The following is a 17,077-nucleotide window of genomic DNA, read 5'->3' as shown; positions in this document are numbered from 1 at the left end:
CCATGCGACACCTGGCCACCTACGACGCCCGCGACTCGGCCCCCACGATCGTGACGGCCGACGTCATCCTGACCATCGACGATCACGCCCCGCGCGCCGAAGCGATGCTCACCGCGGGCGGCACGATCCTCGCCATCGGCACTGTCGCCGAGGTCGAGGAGGCGGCGCGGGCCGCGGGCGTCGAGGCGCGCCGGGCAGACTACCCGGGCGCCACGATCGTTCCCGGCTTCATCGACGCGCACGCGCATCCGCTGATGTACGGCCAGCTGCTCACGTGGGTGGATGTCAGCCCGGCCAAGGCGTCGTCCATCCCGGAGATCGTGGAGCTGATGCGGGAGGGCGCCCACCGGCTGCCGGCCGGCGTCCCCCTGCGCGGCTACGGCTACGAGCAGCGCAACCTGGCCGAGCGGCGCCACCCCACCAAGGAGGAGCTCGACCGGATCGCGACCGACCGCGAGGTGTACATCATGAACGCCTCCGGACACGGGGGAGTCGTGAACAGCTTCACGCTCGAGAAGTACGGCATCACCCGCGACTCGCCCAACCCCGAGGGCGGCGAGTTCTTCCGCGACGCGGACGGGGAGCTCACGGGCGAGCTCTCCGACGCGGCGTGCAACGTGCTCACCGGGCTGCACGGAGTGAAGATCGGCCACCACGGCCCGAACTTCCACCTCGGGGACGAGCCGGCCGAGCACCAGCGGCAGCTCGACATCGCGCAGCGAGAGTTCCTCTCGGCCGGTGTGACGGCGCTCGGCGACGCGCAGGTGTCGAAGCGCGAATTCGCGGCCTACCTCGCGATGGCCGATCGCGGCGAGCTCTCGGTGCGCGTCTCGATGTACTTCCTCTCGCACCTGCTCGACCAGGTCGTCGACCTCGGGCTCACCGGACCGTTCGGCAATGCGTTCCTCTCGGCGGCCGGCATCAAGTTGTACGCCGACGGGACGCTCGGCGGCTGGACCGCGTACTTCCCGGAGGGGTACGTGGGCGACCCGTGCCGCACCGGCCAGCTCTACCACGAGCCGGAAGAGTACGCCGGGCTGGTGGCCAAGGCGCACGAGGCCGGCCTGCAAACCGCGACGCACGCGCAGTCGCCGACGGCCATCGCGATGGTGGTGGATGCGCTGGAGCAGGTGCTCGCCGAGCACCCCGACTCCGACGCGCGACACCGCATCGAGCACTGCGGGCTGCCTGCTCCGGAGGAGATCACGCGGATGGCACGCCTCGGCATCCGCCCGGTGAACCAGACACAGCACTACTACAACTGGGGAGAGGGAGTCGAGCAGGCCATCGGCACCCCCGGCGAGCGGTTCAACCCGCTCGGCGAGTTCATCGAGGCGGGCGTGCCCGTGACCATCTCGTCGGATGCGCCGGTCGCCGAACCGCGCCCGCTGGAGGCGATCCAGGCGGCGGTCACACGCGTCACGCGTCGCGGCCACAAGCTCGGACCGGACAGCCTGCGCATCAGCGCGGAGGCGGCGCTGCGGGCGCACACCCTGGAGGGTGCGATCACTCTCGGCCGCGAGAACGAGCTCGGCTCGCTCGCGCCGGGCAAGCGCGCCGACTTCGTGGTCCTGGATGCGAACCCGCTGACAGTCGAGGCCGAGGCGATCGCGGCCATCCCGGTGCGCGAGACCTGGGTCGATGGCATCATCCGGTTCGAAAGCGCGCGGGTTCTGGAGGGCGCTGCGGCATGACGGCACGCACGACCGGCTGGGTGCTCATCGAGACCCTCCGCAACTACGGCATCGACACGGTGTTCGGCATCCCGGGCACCCACAACCTCGAGTTCTACCGGCCACTGACGGCGCTCGGCGTGCATCCCGTGACCACCCGTCACGAGCAGGGTGCGGGATACGCGGCCGACGGCTGGTCCCTGCAGACCGGGAAGCCGGGCGTGGTGATCACGACGAGCGGGCCTGGCCTGCTGAACGCTCTCTCGGCGGCGGGCACCGCGTACTGCGAGTCGCGGCCGATGATCATCCTCTCGCCGGGCCCCGCACGCGGGCGCGAGTTCGCCGACGTGGGCACGCTGCACGAGACGAAGGACCAGCTGGGCGCCGCCTCCGCGATCGTCGAGTGGGGGCGCCGGGTGCAGTCGGTGCAGGAGGCCGTGGAGGCCGTCCACGACGCGTTCGCGCTGTTCGCGACCGGGCGTCCGCGCCCCGTCTACATCGAGGTTCCGCTCGACCTGCTGGAGGAGGAGACGGAGCCGGCGGCGGATGCGCTCGCGGCGCGCATCCCTGCAGCACCGGCGGCCCCGGACGCTGCGGCGATCGCCGAGGCCGCTCGGCTGCTGGCCGGCGCGACGGATCCGGTGATCCTCGCCGGGGGCGGGTCGCGTGGCGCAACGGACGAGTTGCGCGCGCTGGCGGAGCGCCTCGGCGCACCCGTGGTCACCACGCTGAACGCCAAGGGCGTGCTCGACGAGCGGCACCCGCTCTCCCTCGGTTCCAACCTGCGGCTGGCCGCCGCGCGCAACCGCGCCCGCGTCGCCGACGTGCTGCTCGTGGTCGGCTCGAAGCTGGGCGAGGCCGAGCTGTGGGTGGATGCGCTGGAGGCCAGCGGGCATGTCATCCGCATCGACGTGGTCGCCTCGCAGCTCGCGAAGAACCAGCCGGTGGAGGTGGGGATCGTCGCCGACGCGGCGGTCGCGCTCGCCGCCCTGGTGGATGCACTCGGAACGGGAACGCCCAACGCTGACGCCCGGGTGGCCGAGACGCTGGAAGCGGTCGGTGCCGAGTGCGCCGAGCTCTCCGCCATCAACACCGACCTTGCCGACGCCATCGCCGCGACCCTGCCGGCCGACGCGATCGTGACCACGGACTCCTCGCAGATCGCCTACTGGGGTCTGCTGAACCGGCTGAAGGTCGCCACCCCGAACTCCACCCCGTACATGGCCACCTACGCCACGCTCGGCTACGGCCTGCCCGCCGCGATCGGTTCGCGGGTCGCGCGTTCGGATCGACCGGTGTTCGCGGTGGTCGGTGACGGCGCGCTGATGTTCTCGGTGCAGGAGCTGATCACGGTGGTCGAACAGCGCCTCGATGTCACGGTGATCGTCGTCGACAACGGCGGGTACGCCGAGATCAAGCAGAACGAGGTGGATGCGGGCATCGCCCCGATCGCGGTCGATCTCGCCCAGCCCGACTGGGCCGCCGTCGCCGACGCGTTCGGCGGCACCGGGCACCGCGTCGGCTCCGCCGGCGAGCTTTCCCGGGCCGTCGCGGCCGCGGGGGATGCAGGCGGATTGCACCTCATCCACCTGCCGCAGTCCACCTTCACGAAGTAATACGAGGACCACGACATGACCACGCCACCCATCGGCCCCGCCGACGCTTCGAAGACTCCGCGCTACGCGGGACTCTCCACCTTCGCCCGGCTGCCGCGTCTCGAGGACGTTCCGGCCGTCGACCTGGCTGTCGTCGGCATCCCCTTCGATACCGGGGTCAGCTACCGGCCGGGTGCGCGCTTCGGCCCGGAGCACGTGCGCGCCTCCAGCCGGCTGCTTCGTCCGTACAACCCGGCGCAGGACTTCTCGGGCTGGGAGGCTGTGCAGGTCGCCGACGCCGGCGACATCGCCGTGAACCCGTTCCACATCGACGAAGCCGTTCGGCAGATCGCCGAGGCCGCAAGCGACCTGGGCGGCCGGGTGCAGCGCATCCTCACGATCGGCGGCGACCACACCATCGCGTATCCGCTGCTCAAGGCCATCAGCGAGAAGCACGGCCCGGTCGCGGTCCTGCACTTCGACGCGCACCTCGACACCTGGGACACCTACTTCGACGAGCCGATCACCCACGGCACGCCCTTTCGCCGCGCGTCGGAGGAGGGGTACCTCGACCGGACCGCGTCGGTGCACGTCGGGACGCGCGGGCCGCTCTACTCCAAGCAGGATCTGGAGGACGACGAGCGCCTGGGGTTCTCGATCGTGTCGAGCGAGTACATCGAGGAGCACGGCATCCCTGCTGCCCTCGAGCGCATCCGCACCCGCATCGGCGACAAGCCGCTCTACATCTCGATCGACATCGACGTGCTCGACCCGGCGCACGCGCCCGGCACCGGCACTCCGGAGGCGGGCGGACTCACCAGTCGTGAGCTGCTGCGGTTGCTGCGCGGACTGACCGACCTCAACATCGTCGGCGCTGACGTGGTCGAGGTCGCGCCCGCCTACGACCATGCCCAGGTCACCGGGATCGCCGCGGCCAACGTCGCGTACGAGCTGATGACGGCGATGGCACAGGTGATCGTGCGCGAGGGCAGCGCCCACCCGCGCGGGAGCGACGATGAGTGAAGCCGGCCGCAGGCCGGTCGCGGTCTACACCGACGTCGACGACACCGACCCCTCGGTGGGGATCGCCCTGCTCGAGTCGCACGGCTTCGACGTCCGCGTGCTGGGCACGCGCGATCCGGCGGCGATCGTCGCGGGCGCGCAGGACGCCGACGCGATCCTCCCCGGCTACGCCGCCATCACCCGTGAGATGATCGCATCCCTCCCGCGGCTGAAGGTCATCGCGCTCATGTCGATGGGCTTCGACTACGTGGATGTGGAGGCCGCCACCGAGCACGGCGTCTGGGTGACGAATGTGCCGGGAGCTGCGACGGAGGAGGTGGCGACGCACGCGCTCGCCCTGCTGCTGGCGAGCGCGCGACAGCTCCCGTTCTATACGGCGTCGGCCACCCCGGGGCGCTGGAACGAGCGCGCTGCGGTGCCGCCGCCGCGGCTGAGCGAGCTGACCCTCGGAATCCTCGGCCTCGGCAAGATCGGCCGCGAGTTCGCCCGCCTCGCCGGACCCCTGTTCGGCCGCGTGCTCGGCTACGACCCGATGCTGCCGGACACCCCGGAGATCGCGGCCGACCTCGACCGCCTCGGCATCACGCGCGCGAGCCTGGAGGACGTCCGGGCCGCATCGGACGTGCTCTCGCTGCACATGCCGCTGACCGCCACGACAGCAGGGATGGTGGACGCCGCCTTTCTCGCGCAGATGCCCGCCGGCTCCATTCTGGTCAACGTCTCGCGCGGCGGTCTCATCGACAATGCGGCGCTCGTCGCGGCACTAGATGCCGGCCACCTGTCGGGTGCGGCGCTGGACGTGCTCGACCAGGAGCCGCCCGAGCCCGGCCATCCCCTCATCGGGCGGGACGACGTGGTGCTGACCCCGCACATCGCCTACTTCTCGCGCTTCACCGAGGTGGAGTACGTACGCGTGCAGGCGCAGAACGCGGTGGCCGCGGCGACGGCGGGAGTGCCGGAGGCGGCGGTCAACCGGCTCTGAGACGCGAGGGATCAGATAGCCCGCACGCTGTTGTTCCGGGGAGTGTGGGTCAGCTCCGCGCGCCCCAGCTTCTCGAGCAACGGCGGCAGATACATCCCGAAGCGCCCGCGGTATCCCTTGCGCAACCCGTACCACCCGCCGACCGGATTCGTCTCCGACCGACCCCACGCCTCGACCGTGCCTTCGGCGGCCGGCTTTTGTTCGTCTGCGGCGCCGAGCGGAACCCAATCCGCCTGCTCGACCAGCCACGCGTGCAGGTCGTCGATCGCCCGCGCCTGGTATTTGAGCTGCGTCGATCCGACCTGGCAGACCAGCTCGTCACCGTCGATGTACATCAGATATTCGGATGTGCCCGGGGCGGTGGTCAGCGTCCACGGATCCTCTTTCGTTCCTTCGGTCATTCGAAGTTCCTTTCACCCGCTCAACGCGCCCCGCGCCGCCGCCCCCGCACGACCCCGACCACGATGAGCACCACCCCGACCACCAGCACGATCGGTCCGACCGTCGCCCAGAGCGACGAACCGCTCATGGCGGACCCGCCGATCACGTTGAACCCTTGCAGCGTCCACACCAGCCCGAGGAGTACCAGGACGATGCCGAGGACGAGGAACAGCCACATTCGCTTCACGGTCCGACTTTAGATCCCCGCACCCGATCGGTGGACGCTCACTCTGCGGCGGCGACGGCGGCGACGGTGACGACCGGCCGCAACGGGTGACATCGGGGCGCGCGGTGGCTAGGGTGCGGGGGGTGCAGAGCGACGAAGTGCGGCCGGGGGGCCGCCGGACGAAGGGGTTCCGATGACGCACTACCTGATCTGGTTTCCGAGCGCGGCTATGGTTCTCACCGAGGACGAGTTCCCGGAGGTGGTCGCCGACAGCCACGCGGTCATCCAGGAGATGAAGGATGCGGGCGTCTACGTCTTCGGCGGAGGGATCGACGAAGCAGTCGAGCCCGTGGTGGTCGGCCGGGACGGTTCGGTGGCGGCCGGCGGGTATCCCGGGCGTGAGCAGGAGCTCGACGGTGGGTTCACGGTCATCAAAGTCGAGACGCGCGAGGAGGCGGTGCGGTGGGCGGCGAAGACGGCCGCCGCGTGCCGGTGCCCGCAGCAGCTTCGCGCCTTCGGGTACGACCCGGCCAGTTAGGAACGGGGCGCGCCCGCGGAGGATAGCGCCAGCTCCGCAATCAGCAGCTCGTCGGCCCCGTCCGTCCACGTCTCCGTGCGGGCCACGCGGAAGCCGGCGGGCGCGACCGTGTCGGCCAGGTGCTCGACGGAGTCGAAGGGGCTGTGGTCGAGGAAGCCGGGCGGCGGCGCGGCGCGGTGGCGGGACGGGTCGAAGCTGAGAAACGTCGCCGTCACAGCCCGTCCGCGCGGGCGCAGCACGCGGGCCCACTCGGCGATTGCGGCGTCGGGATGCGGGAACAGCTGCAGTCCCGTCACGCACGTCACGAGGTCGAAGGATGCGTCCGCAAAGGCGAGCCGGGTCGCGTCGGCAACGATGAGTTCGGCGCCGGGGAGGTGGCGGCGTGCCTCGTCGATCATGCGCGGGGACAGGTCCACGCCGGTGAGGGCACCCGCGAAGCCGTGGTCGCGGAATGCCCGCAGCACCAGGCCGGTGCCGGTCGCGACGTCGAGGACCGCATCCACCCCATCCAACTCGGCGGAAGCGAAGGCGAAGGCCGCGACGGCGGCGGCCAGACCGCGGTGCATCGCGCTGTCGTCGTAGGTGGGGGCGCGGTCGTCGAAACGGTCGCGCACCGCCCGCAGGTGCTCGTCGTCGGTCACGAGGTCAGCGTAGCGGGAGCGCGAAACGAACCACCCGTTAAAAGCTGAGGCGGTCGGCTCACCCGAAAGCCGACCGCCGCGCACCCGGGAATGCAGTACAGCTGCCCGCCCCCTGCGGTTCAGCCTGCCATCCGGTTGCTTAGTGCACACAGTAATAGGTGCCCGGTCAAAGTCAATCGCCCGGGAGGGCAGATGTTCGGAATTCACCGGGCGTTCACCAACGGGGGCAGCACGCGGCGGGCCCCTGTCTGCTGCTGTTCGGAACGTCTGCTGCTGCTCGCGCAACCGCATACGTTCCGAAGGGCCGCACTCGCTCGGCGTCCGCCTGGTCGACTGCGTTCGCGACTGGCCCCATCCGTCCGGGCGGACCGGCCCAAAAGCGCCCCCGCGACCGGCGTAGGGTTGATGACATGGCCCGCAACCGTGACGAGAATCGTCGCGCGGCACGCGAGTCCGACCCGCTCGTGGACGCCGCGCGGTACCGGCTGCGGCGCGACGCCGAGGCACGCGGCGAACAGGTCGAAGAGGCGAACGCCGGCCAACCCTCGATGGACCAGCGGGCGCAGATCGTCGAGACGTCCATCCAGCAGGCGATCCGCCGCGGCGACTTCGACAACCTGCCCGGCGCGGGAAAGCCGCTGCCGGGGCTGAGCGACACGCACGACCCGGACTGGTGGATCCGCCGCAAGATCGAGCGCGAGCAGCTGACCGGGCTCGGGCCGCCGGCGCTCCTGCTCCGGACCGAGGACAAGGAGCTCGAGGCGCGGCTCGACCGGCTCGGATCGGAAGGCGCGGTGCGGGAGCACCTCGAGACGTTCAACCGCCGCATCGTGGAGGCGCGGCGGCAGCTGCAGGGCGGGCCGCCGGTGGTCACGCCGACGCGCGACGTGGATGCGGAGGTCGACCGGTGGCGGCAGCGACGTGAGGAGCGCCTCCGCGAGGCCGATGCGAATCGGCGCGCCGAGCGGGAGGCATGGGCGGCGCTGTCGCGACGAGAGCGGCGACGGCTGAGGCGCGATCCCGGCCGCTGACCCCCGCAGGGGTCCGCATCCCGCCGCGGTACGCATCCACTGGTCCCAACACGCCGTAACCCTGCCCGCGTAACGGCGTGTTGCGCCCACTCGATGGCCGCGCCGGGCGGCTACTCCGTCAGGTGCTGGTGCGGGTTGGTGAAGTGGATGCTGTCCGCGGTCACCCCGACCAGCCCCAGCGTGACGCGCAGCAGCTGCGGCGGCACGCCGTCGGCCGGCGGCGGGGTCGCGGCGCCCAGGGTCAGCGGCGTGCCGTCCGGTCCTGTCGCGGTCACCGAGTCCACGTAGACCTGCACATTGCCGCGCAGCGCCATCTGGTCGGCGGTGGTGGAGAGCTTCGGGCCGGTGGCCTTGCGGACGGTCAGGCTGAAACCGTCGATGGTGATGCTGTCGGCGGAGATCTTCAGCACCGGGATGCGGCTGCCGTCCGCGAGCGGGACGGTCACCACGGTCACGCCCCTGAGCCCGGAGAAGGACAGCGACTGGCTGCCGAGTTGGGCGGGCGGCTGGGTGAAGACCGGCGCGCCGGCGTCCGGGCCGGCGGGAGTCGGGGGAGCGGTCGGCGTCGGGGTGGGACCGGGAACGATCGGCGCGCTCGACGAACCGGGCAGCGGAAGTGACGGGATGCCCGGGATGCCGGGATCGGTCGAGCCGGGCGTCGGCGTCGAGCTCGGGGAACTGCACGGCATGATGATCGGGATGCACAGCGCGGCCGGCGCAGCGGACGGAACGCGGGCGGCGCCGAGGCCCGCCAGGGCTGCCGCGACGCACGCGATCAGCGCGCCGGCGACGACGCCGGAGCCCGCGCGCCTCATGCGATGGTGCCTTCCCGCGGGACCGAGGCGTCGGCGTCGTCCGCGACGCCGGCGTCATCCGCGGCGCCCTCACCCACCGCATCCCCCTTCGGCATCCACGCCACCGTGAGGATGCCGCCCACCGTGCTCAGCAGCATCCCGATGAAGAAGCCGCCCAAGTTCACGCCGACGAGCGAGTACACCGCGACGGCGAGCGCGATGACGCCGTAGAAGATGCGGTGCGCGGGCATCGCGATCACGAGCACGCCGAGCAGTACCAGCAGGATCGGGATGATCGTCGCCTGCAGCCCCTCGATGCCGAGCTGGACGTGGATCTTCCCGATGTCGAGCTGGCCGGAGAAGAACAGCTCGACGCCGCCGAGGGCGGTCAGGACGCCCCCGACGAAGGGACGCTGCCGCCGCCAGGTGCGGAAGCCGCCGGTCGCGTGGGCTCCCACGATCAGAAGCATCCCTTCGAGCCGTCGGTCAGCTGCACGTGCATCCCGGTGAGGGTGAAGACGGAGGCCTGCGTGCTCCACGCGGTCTGCTGGAGGTTCGTGATGGTGACGGCGTCCGCATCCTGAGCGAAGTCGCCGGCGCCGCCCTTCGCGGTCGTGTTCACAGTGGAGGCGTCGACGCCGATGCGGATGTTGTGGAACTCGGAGTCGCCCTTCAAGTCGGTCATTCCGATCTGGAGGTCGGATGCGCTCGCCGGTGCGCCGCCGCCGCCTGCGGTGATCAGCATCCCCACTTTGCCGAGCGGGGTGTCCGTGACGACCGCCTGGCAGAGGTCGGCGAGCGTGGCCGACTTGATGTTGGCGATCGCCACCTGGTGGTTCTTGCCGGCGGTGTCGGGGGCGACGCCCGCGTACTGCGAGAAGCCGGTGCCGTCGAGCTTCGACGCGCTGATCTGGAACTGGCTGCCGGAGACGGCGAACGACACGGGCACGGCGCCCTGCGCCACGCCGGTCATGAGCAGCGTGGAGACGACGGCAACCGGGACCGCTGCGAGAACGATCCGTCCGGCGTGAGACCCGGCGAGCTTTCGGAACTTCATCGATCCTCCTGTTCGGGGGACTTGACAGCGTCGGCGCAGTCAGGTCCAGGAGCGAGCATAGACGTTATTGACCGGCTGTCAATAGTCGAGCGATTCCTCATGTTCGCGAGCGCGACGGATAGGCTCGCCGCATGGAGTCGGACCGGCGCACGCGGCTGACGCCGGAAGAGCGGCGGGCGCAGCTTGTCGCGCTCGGGGTGGCGTTCCTCGCCGACAACCCGCTGGACCAGCTGACCATCGAAGAGCTGTCGGCGCGCGCGAGCGTGTCGCGCGGGCTCCTGTTCCACTACTTCGGGTCGAAGCAGGGGCTCCACCGGGAGGTGGTGCGCACCGCGCGCGACAGCATGCTGCACGCCACCGAGCCGGTCTCCGGGTTGGCGCCGCTCGACCGCCTCCACGACACCCTGGTGCGGATCGTCGCGTTCGTCCGGGAGCACAGCGGCACGTTCTACTCGCTGGTGCGTGGCGTCGCATCCGGCGACACGGAGGTGCGGGCCGTCGTGGAGGAGGCGCGCGGCGAGCAGGCGGAGCGGGTCATCGCGGTGTTCCTCGAGCTGGGCGTGGGGGACACGCCGATGCTGCGCATCGCCCTGCGGTCGTGGGTCGCGTTCGCCGAGGAGGCGCTGGTCGAGAGCGCGATCGGCACCGTGCTGCCGTCGGCGGAGATCGTCGGCTTCCTCGAGCGCAGCGCGCGCGGGGTGGTGGATGCGCTGGGCGCACCCGAGGAGAAGCCGGGTGGTGAGGGCTAGATGCCCTCCTCCTCGACGTCGTCCTCGGTGAGCACGCCCGCGTCCGGGTCGTCGTCGCTGTGCTCGTCGTACTCGGGCTCGGCCTCACGGGACTGACCGCCGGTCGGGCCGTCGTTGCCGTCACCCGGGCCGGGCCAGATCGTCTCGCCTGCGACGGCGTCATTGGTGACGAGTTCGTCGGCGAAGTCCGCTTCGGCCTCCGGGTCGTTCAGGGCGTAGTCGACGTCGCCGTCGGCCGGGTCTGCCCAGCCGGGCGTCTCGCCGGCGTCCGTCTCGCCGATCTCGACGTCGTCGACGCCGTCTTCCGGGATGCGCTCCATGCCGTCCGCCCCTCTCGTTCGCCCTGCCCTTTCCCCGGACGCTACCACCCCAACGCAACAGCCCCACCGCCGAGTCCGCAAAGATTGCACATGACACGCCGGGGCGGCGTGCAGTCTTCGCGGACTCGATGGTGGGGCGTGGGAGCGGGTGCGTCAGCTGGCGGTCGGGAAGGTGATGGTCTTGCCGGAGCCGGCATCCTTCACGGCTGCGTCCTTGAACGCCGCGAACTGGGCGGCATCGGTGAAGCCGCCCTGGTAGCGCTCGCCGTTGACGAACACGGTCGGGGTGCCGAAGCCGCCCGAGGTCGGGTTCTTCAGCTGAGAGTTGCTGGTCGCACCCTGCGTCATCGCGGTGACGAACGAGGCGAACGTCTGCTTGTTCACGCAGTCGGTGACCGACTGCGAATCGACGCCCGCATCCTTCAAGATCTTGACGATCTCCGAATTCGTGAGCCCCGTGCCGGTCTGTTCGTCCGGCTGATTGGCGAACAGGGCGGCGTTGACGTCGAAGAACTTGTCGGGCTGCGAGTTGGCGACACAGGATGCGGCGGCCGCGGCCCGGGTCGAATACTGCTTGTTCTGGGTGCTGTCGAGGATGGCGACCGGGTGGACCTCGAGCGTCGCGGATCCCTCATCCAGCCACTGCTTGATCTGGCTGTTGTTCGTCGTCTCGAACTGGTCGCAGAACGGGCACTGGTAGTCGAGCCAGATCTGAATGTGCGCCGTCTTGCCGTTGAGTTCCATCTTGGTCGGCGTGGGCTGCGCGCCGCTCTTGATCGCGGGGGTGGTGGTCGCCTTCGTCGGCGAGGTGAGGAGCACTCCACCGCTCGCCATGTTCTTCGGGTTCGTGGCGCTGGTGGCACCGCCGACGCTGGTGAAGACGACGACAGCGATGATCGCGAGAACGGCGAGGATTCCGACGATGACCGAGCTCTGGACGACGACCTTGCGGCGTTTCGCCTTCTTGGCCGCCTCCTCGCGCATCTTCCTGGCGGTCTCGCGCGCCTCCTCGCGGCGGTCGCGTTTGGTGGGACCAGTGGTTCCCCGGCCAGTTGACATTCAGCTCATCCCATCGAAGAGTGGACAGTTCTCTCATGAATCGTAGGGGGCTTTTGCTTTGAAGGCGCTGTACCGTGTGGCCTACCGTGGGGGCATGGAGTTCACGGATCGAGTCAGCTGATGTCCGACATGTCCGCCGGCACAGGCGCAGGCGAACCGAACGAGGGCCGCGACACTGCTGGCGCGGAGTACGCCGAGCGGTTGCACCGCCTCGACACCTCGTGGTGGCGGCGCACCCTCAACGTGCAGGCGCCGTACCGCTGGAACATCCGGCACCTGCACCTCGGCCGGGTACTGGATGTCGGGAGCGGCCTCGGCCGCAATCTGGCGCATCTCGGGAACAACGGGGTCGGGGTCGATCACAACCCGGAGTCGGTGGCGATCGCCCGCGCCCGGGGGCTGAACGCGTTCACGAGCGACGAGTTCCCGACCACGGAGTACGCCAAGCCGGGAGCCTTCGACTCCATGCTGCTGGCGCACGTCGTCGAGCACGTCGACCCGGACTTCGCGGTGGAGCTGGTGCGGATGTACCTGCCGTATGTGAAGCCGGGGGGCCAGGTCCTCTTCATCACGCCGCAGGAGCGCGGCTACGCGAGCGACTCGACCCACGTCGCGTTCACCGACTTCGACGGCCTGCACCGGCTGGCCGACCGGCTGGGGCTGACCGTCGAGCGGCACTACTCGTTCCCGTTGCCGCGGTTCGCGGGCAAGGCGTTCACGTACAACGAGTTCGTGGTGCTGGCGCGCATCCCCGGCTGACCGGCCCGGCGGGCCGTCTCATTGACGCGGGCTACTCCGCGGCCGCGGGCGTGCGGCGGAACTCGACGTCTTCGACGCGAGAGCGCGGCATCGCCAGGCCAGCCACGATGGTCAGAACAGCCGCGATCGCCACGGCGACGAAGACCGCCGTCGACGCCGACTGGATCGTGCCCGCGTCGTGGGCCCCGGCGACGGACCCTCCGATGATCGCGTTGGCGATCGCACCGAAGACGGCGACGCCGACCGCGCTCCCGATGGAGCGGGCGAACATGTTGCTGCCGGTCACCACGCCGCGCTCGTTCCATTCGACGCTGGACTGCGCGGCGATGAGCGTCGGGGTGGCGATGAGGCCCATCCCGAGCCCGACGACGAAGCAGCTGACCGCGACGAACAGCACCGACGGCGCGACGGAGGTCGCCGCCAGCGAGATCGCGCCGACGATCGCGATCCCCATCCCGAGCAGCGCGGTGTTGCGGAAGCCGATGCGCAGGTAGAACCGCCCCGAGACGCTGGCGGCGATCGGCCAGCCGAGCGTCAGCGCCGCGACGGCGAGGCCGGACACGATCGGTGCGACGCCGATCGTCCCCTCCAGATAGGTGGGGACGTACGACGTGAGGCCGATGAGGATGCCGCCGACGCCCAGCGAGATCAGGGTCGTCGTCACCAGCAGCCGTCGCGAGAACACCCAGAGCGGCAGGATGGGCTCGGCCGCGCGCCGCTCCACGAGCACGAAGACCACCAGCAGGACGGCTGCGACCGCGAACGCGCCGATGCTCCACACCGAGTTCCACGCCCACGCCTGGCCGCCCTCGAGCACGGCGAGGATGAGCAGTGTCATCCCGCCGGTGAGGAGCACGGCACCCGCGTAGTCGATGCGGTGGTGGCGGCGCTCGATGGTCTCGTGGAACGCGCGGATCAGCATCCACCCGGCCAGGATGCACAGCGGCACGTTGACGAAGAAGATCCACCGCCACGACAGGAACTGCGAGAACACGCCGCCGAGGGTCGGACCGACGACCGACGAGATCGCCCACACGCTCGCCAGGTACCCCTGGGTCTTGGCGCGCTCGGCGACGGTGTAGATGTCGCCCGCGATGGTCATCGACATGGGCTGGATGGCGCCGGCGCCCAGTCCCTGCAGCGCGCGGAACGCGATCAGAGCGGGCATGCTCCACGCGAAGCCGCAGAGCACCGAGCCGATCAGGAACAGCGCGATGCCGATGAGGACGATGGGCTTCCGCCCGACGGTGTCGGAGAGCTTGGCGTAAACGGGGACGGACACGGCCTGCGCGAGCAAGTACACGGAGAACAGCCACGGGAACTGCGCGAACCCACCGAGATCCTGCACGATCGAGGGGACCGCCGTCGCGAGGATCGTCGAGTCGATGGCGACCAGGCCGGTCGTCAGCATCAGGGCGATCAGGATGGGTCCGCGCTCGGACCGGAAGCCGACGCTCGCTCGGGTGGGTTCGTTCATATGGATCAACAACGTGGGGGAGGGGGATGCATTCCCGCTTGACATGAAAGTACACCCGGGGCAAACTCTGAAACATGTCTTTCACATCGGGTCGGCCGGAGCGGCGCACGACGGTCACCGACCCGCGCGCGCTGCGTGCGCTCGCGCATCCACTGCGCCTCGCGCTGCTCGACCACCTGATGTCGTTCGGCCCGCGGACGGCGAGCGAGTGCGCCGCGGTGGTCGGCTCCACTCCCTCCAATTGCAGCTACCACCTGCGTGCGCTCGGCAAGGTCGGGCTCGTGGAGGCAGTGGATGCGGAGGACGGCCGCGAACGTCCCTGGCGTTCCACCAACACCGGTCTGGCCTTCGGGCGGACGGAGGACCCCGAGTTCGCCATCGGCTCCGACACCGTGGAGCGTGCGCTCGCCGACCGGCAGGTCGATGACGAGGGCGCGCTCGTGCACCGCGCGATCGCCCAGCGCGACGAGCAGCCGGTGGAGTGGCGGGAGGCGAGCATCCTGAGCGGGTACGCACTGAAGCTCACCCCGGCCGAGCTGCGTGAGTTGGGGGAGCGAGTGGATGCGCTCATCCGGCCGTACATCGGGCTCACCCGCGTCGACCCGCCGGAGGGCAGCGACGTGGTGGCGCTGCACCTGAACGCGTTCCGGCATCCGGACGCGATCGCCGCCGCGCGCGCGGCCGAGCAGGCGGGCGCGGCCGTGCAGCCGGACGCGGAGCGAGTGCGGCCATTCGGAACGTCTGCGGTCGCGCGAGCGGCAGCAGACGTACCGAACAGCAGCAGACAGCGGCGCCCGAGGGGCCGAGCGGACGACGCGGGCGCGGGAGGCGACGCATCGTGACCGCCGCCGAGACGCAGAAGCGCTCCCCCTCCCCACTGCTCCGCCGCGACTTCGCGCTCATCTGGACCGCCGGGCTCGTCTCCGACACCGGCGACTGGCTGCTGATGATCGCGCTGCCGCTGTTCGCCCTCTCGGCGACCGGGTCGGCGCTGGGCGCATCCACCGTGTTCCTCGTCGAGCTGGTGCCGATGCTGCTGGTCGGCAGCTTCCTCGGCGTGCTGGTCGACCGCTGGGATCACCGGCGCACCATCGTCATCGTCGCGATCCTGCAGGGCCTCCTGCTGCTGCCGCTGCTCGCGGCGAGTGCCGACCGGATGGGCATCGTCTACGCGGTCGCGGCGGTGGAGGCGGTGCTCGGCGCGATCATCAACCCGGCGCGGCAGGCGATGATCCCGCAACTCGTCGGCGCGGACCAACTGGCGCGGGGCAACGCGCTCATCGCGGTGAGCGACAGCCTGGCGCGACTGATCGGGTCGCCGCTCGGCGGCCTGTCGTTCGCGCTGTGGGGGCTTCCGGGCGTGGTGATCGCGGATGCCGCCTCCTACGTCATCACGGCGGTGCTCGTCGCGATCAGCCGGCCGCATCCCGTCGCCGCCCCGCCGGGGGAGGAGCCCGCGTCGACGGCCGAGCGGCGCATCCTGCACGAGTGGGTGGAGGGGCTGGCACTGATCGCGCGGTCGGCGACCCTCCGGACGCTCGCCCTGATCGCGGCACTCGGGGGCGTGGCGCAGGGTCTGTTCCTCGTCCTCTTCCTCGTCTATGTCACGCAGAACCTCGGCGCGGGCGATACCGGCGCGGGCATCATCCGGGGCGTCCAGGCGATCGGCGGGGTGCTCGGCGGCCTCGTGACCGGCGTCCTGGCCCGCCGGCTCGGCCCCCGGTCGATGATCGGCGGCGGCTACATCGTGTTCGGGTTGCTCTCGCTCCTCACCTGGAATCTGGCCCCGTTCACGACCGCGCTTTGGGTCTACTGCGGCCTGTTCATCGCAATGGGGCTGCCCGGGGTGACGACGGCGACCGGCGAGATCACGCTGGTGCAGACGACCGTTCCCCCGCGCGCCCTCGGCCGGGTGATCGCCGCGATGACGACGCTCGACGGTGCCGCGCAGGCGGTCGGGCTGCTGCTGGGCGGCCTGCTGGCCGCCTCGGGCGACATCGTGCGCATCCTGGATGTGCAGGCCTCGCTGTACCTGCTCTGCGGCATCATCGGGATCGTCGCCCTCCGCGGCACGAAACGTCTTCCATAACGGGTCGCCCGGACGCTAGTGTGGCGCCACCGTGGTCCCTCCGGAGGTGGATGATGACGTTCCGCACCTCGCTGTTCCGCCGCTCGCGTGAGAGCCGCGCCGCTGTCCGACGCACCGCGGCCGCGGCCGTCGTCGCGGCCGCCGCGCTCTCCGGGCTCACCGCCTGCGACCTGTTCGCGCCGCAGGACACGCTGGAGATCGAAGAGGCGAGCGTCGGCGTGAGCGCGACCGTCGGTGACGTGTTCGTCGGCAACGCCGTGCTCGTCAGTGAGAACGGCAAGACCGCGAACCTGGTCGCCACCCTGGTGAATGAGGGCCCGGACTCCCAGGAGGTGCGGATCGTGCCCACCGGCGGGCAGACGATCACGGTCTCGCTCGAACCCCGCGACACTCAGCAGTTGGGCGACCCGCCCAGTGAGGAGACGCTGGTGACCGGGTTGGATTCGGCTCCCGGCTCCCTGACGACGGTGTCGTTCACGAGCGGCGGCCAGTCGGTCGGCCTGCAGGTGCCTGTGGTCACCGGAGCCCTGGCGCCATACGGCACGCTGACTCCGTCCCCCGCCTCCTCTGCGACCCCAACCCCCACGCCCTCCCGCTGATTCGGTCACATCCCTATCCCTCCAGGGGTCGCGCTGTGCGGATCGCGCGTGCTATTGACGCGAAACCCGCCCGGGTTCCCGCTC

Annotated in this window: 20 protein-coding genes; 11 read left to right on the top strand and 9 right to left on the bottom strand. The window is 70.6% G+C overall.

Annotated elements, in window-relative coordinates:
* Positions 1-2: 2 nt before the first annotated feature.
* The 4 genes from AB4Y74_RS11705 to AB4Y74_RS11690 are packed head-to-tail and all read left to right on the top strand — an operon-like array spanning position 3 to position 5,273.
* Entirely contained in the window at positions 3-1,694 is a 1,692-nt protein-coding gene (locus AB4Y74_RS11705) for an amidohydrolase (protein WP_441799252.1), read from the top strand.
* Complete coding sequence (locus AB4Y74_RS11700) at positions 1,691-3,289, top strand: thiamine pyrophosphate-binding protein (protein ID WP_441799251.1); 1,599 nt, start codon at positions 1,691-1,693, stop codon at positions 3,287-3,289. The genes AB4Y74_RS11705 and AB4Y74_RS11700 overlap by 4 nt, the downstream gene beginning before the upstream one ends.
* A 15-nt stretch (positions 3,290-3,304) precedes the next feature.
* Positions 3,305-4,291 (top strand): agmatinase, encoded by a 987-nt coding sequence (speB, locus tag AB4Y74_RS11695; protein ID WP_441799250.1) that lies wholly within the window; start codon positions 3,305-3,307, stop codon positions 4,289-4,291.
* Positions 4,284-5,273: a C-terminal binding protein gene (locus tag AB4Y74_RS11690; RefSeq protein ID WP_441799249.1), complete on the top strand. Its 990-nt coding sequence runs from the start codon at positions 4,284-4,286 to the stop codon at positions 5,271-5,273. The genes speB and AB4Y74_RS11690 overlap by 8 nt, the downstream gene beginning before the upstream one ends.
* Before the next feature lie 11 nt (positions 5,274-5,284).
* Here AB4Y74_RS11690 and AB4Y74_RS11685 read toward each other — a convergent pair whose 3' ends face one another.
* Positions 5,285-5,674, bottom strand: a complete 390-nt coding sequence (locus tag AB4Y74_RS11685) for a DUF6855 family protein (RefSeq protein WP_441799248.1) — start codon at positions 5,672-5,674, stop codon at positions 5,285-5,287.
* A 20-nt stretch (positions 5,675-5,694) separates the two neighbouring features.
* The gene (locus AB4Y74_RS11680; protein ID WP_441800445.1) at positions 5,695-5,892 is read right to left on the bottom strand and encodes a hypothetical protein; all 198 of its coding nucleotides are present in this window, start codon (positions 5,890-5,892) and stop codon (positions 5,695-5,697) included.
* Between the two features lie 181 nt (positions 5,893-6,073).
* Here AB4Y74_RS11680 and AB4Y74_RS11675 point away from each other — a divergent pair, with 181 nt between their 5' ends.
* Entirely contained in the window at positions 6,074-6,418 is a 345-nt protein-coding gene (locus AB4Y74_RS11675) for a YciI family protein (RefSeq protein ID WP_441799247.1), read from the top strand.
* Here the strand turns inward: AB4Y74_RS11675 and AB4Y74_RS11670 are convergent.
* A complete protein-coding gene (locus AB4Y74_RS11670; RefSeq protein WP_441799246.1) occupies positions 6,415-7,059 on the bottom strand; it encodes a class I SAM-dependent methyltransferase in 645 nt (214 codons plus the stop codon). The genes AB4Y74_RS11675 and AB4Y74_RS11670 overlap by 4 nt on opposite strands.
* Before the next feature lie 410 nt (positions 7,060-7,469).
* On the opposite strand from AB4Y74_RS11670, the gene AB4Y74_RS11665 reads away from it, so the two are divergent.
* Complete coding sequence (locus AB4Y74_RS11665; RefSeq protein ID WP_441799245.1) at positions 7,470-8,090, top strand: J-domain-containing protein; 621 nt, start codon at positions 7,470-7,472, stop codon at positions 8,088-8,090.
* Between the two features lie 110 nt (positions 8,091-8,200).
* Here AB4Y74_RS11665 and AB4Y74_RS11660 read toward each other — a convergent pair whose 3' ends face one another.
* Genes AB4Y74_RS11660 through AB4Y74_RS11650 form a run of 3 tightly spaced genes read right to left on the bottom strand, consistent with a single transcriptional unit; the run spans position 8,201 to position 9,941 of the window.
* Positions 8,201-8,905, bottom strand: coding sequence for a hypothetical protein (locus tag AB4Y74_RS11660; protein ID WP_441799244.1), 705 nt, complete (start codon positions 8,903-8,905; stop codon positions 8,201-8,203).
* Entirely contained in the window at positions 8,902-9,354 is a 453-nt protein-coding gene (locus AB4Y74_RS11655; RefSeq protein ID WP_441799243.1) for a DUF6114 domain-containing protein, read from the bottom strand. Before AB4Y74_RS11655 ends, AB4Y74_RS11660 begins: the two co-directional genes overlap by 4 nt.
* Entirely contained in the window at positions 9,345-9,941 is a 597-nt protein-coding gene (locus AB4Y74_RS11650; protein ID WP_441799242.1) for a DUF6230 family protein, read from the bottom strand. The genes AB4Y74_RS11655 and AB4Y74_RS11650 overlap by 10 nt, the downstream gene beginning before the upstream one ends.
* 131 nt (positions 9,942-10,072) lie before the next feature.
* Here AB4Y74_RS11650 and AB4Y74_RS11645 point away from each other — a divergent pair, with 131 nt between their 5' ends.
* Positions 10,073-10,690 carry a TetR/AcrR family transcriptional regulator gene (locus tag AB4Y74_RS11645; RefSeq protein WP_441799241.1) on the top strand — a complete coding sequence of 206 codons (618 nt, stop codon included), beginning with the start codon at positions 10,073-10,075 and terminating at the stop codon, positions 10,688-10,690.
* On the opposite strand, the gene AB4Y74_RS11640 is transcribed toward AB4Y74_RS11645, so the two are convergent.
* The gene (locus AB4Y74_RS11640; RefSeq protein ID WP_441799240.1) at positions 10,687-11,010 is read right to left on the bottom strand and encodes a hypothetical protein; all 324 of its coding nucleotides are present in this window, start codon (positions 11,008-11,010) and stop codon (positions 10,687-10,689) included. The genes AB4Y74_RS11645 and AB4Y74_RS11640 overlap by 4 nt on opposite strands.
* Before the next feature lie 153 nt (positions 11,011-11,163).
* A complete protein-coding gene (locus tag AB4Y74_RS11635; protein ID WP_441799239.1) occupies positions 11,164-12,069 on the bottom strand; it encodes a DsbA family protein in 906 nt (301 codons plus the stop codon).
* Between the two features lie 120 nt (positions 12,070-12,189).
* Here AB4Y74_RS11635 and AB4Y74_RS11630 point away from each other — a divergent pair, with 120 nt between their 5' ends.
* Positions 12,190-12,828 carry a class I SAM-dependent methyltransferase gene (locus AB4Y74_RS11630; protein WP_441799238.1) on the top strand — a complete coding sequence of 213 codons (639 nt, stop codon included), beginning with the start codon at positions 12,190-12,192 and terminating at the stop codon, positions 12,826-12,828.
* A gap of 31 nt (positions 12,829-12,859) precedes the next feature.
* Here AB4Y74_RS11630 and AB4Y74_RS11625 read toward each other — a convergent pair whose 3' ends face one another.
* Entirely contained in the window at positions 12,860-14,305 is a 1,446-nt protein-coding gene (locus AB4Y74_RS11625) for an MDR family MFS transporter (protein ID WP_441799237.1), read from the bottom strand.
* A 74-nt stretch (positions 14,306-14,379) separates the two neighbouring features.
* Between AB4Y74_RS11625 and AB4Y74_RS11620 the strand changes: the two genes are divergently transcribed.
* Genes AB4Y74_RS11620 through AB4Y74_RS11610 form a run of 3 tightly spaced genes read left to right on the top strand, consistent with a single transcriptional unit; the run spans position 14,380 to position 16,993 of the window.
* Positions 14,380-15,147: an ArsR/SmtB family transcription factor gene (locus AB4Y74_RS11620; RefSeq protein WP_441799236.1), complete on the top strand. Its 768-nt coding sequence runs from the start codon at positions 14,380-14,382 to the stop codon at positions 15,145-15,147.
* Complete coding sequence (locus AB4Y74_RS11615) at positions 15,144-16,394, top strand: MFS transporter (protein WP_441799235.1); 1,251 nt, start codon at positions 15,144-15,146, stop codon at positions 16,392-16,394. Before AB4Y74_RS11620 ends, AB4Y74_RS11615 begins: the two co-directional genes overlap by 4 nt.
* A gap of 53 nt (positions 16,395-16,447) precedes the next feature.
* Complete coding sequence (locus tag AB4Y74_RS11610) at positions 16,448-16,993, top strand: hypothetical protein (RefSeq protein WP_441799234.1); 546 nt, start codon at positions 16,448-16,450, stop codon at positions 16,991-16,993.
* The last annotated feature ends 84 nt before the right edge of the window (positions 16,994-17,077 follow it).

Origin of the sequence: Leifsonia sp. RAF41 (assembly GCF_052114085.1) — a bacterium.
GTDB lineage: Bacteria > Actinomycetota > Actinomycetes > Actinomycetales > Microbacteriaceae > Leifsonia.
The sequence above is the reverse complement of the archived record's forward strand: the minus strand, read 5'-3'. Positions and strand labels throughout refer to the sequence as shown.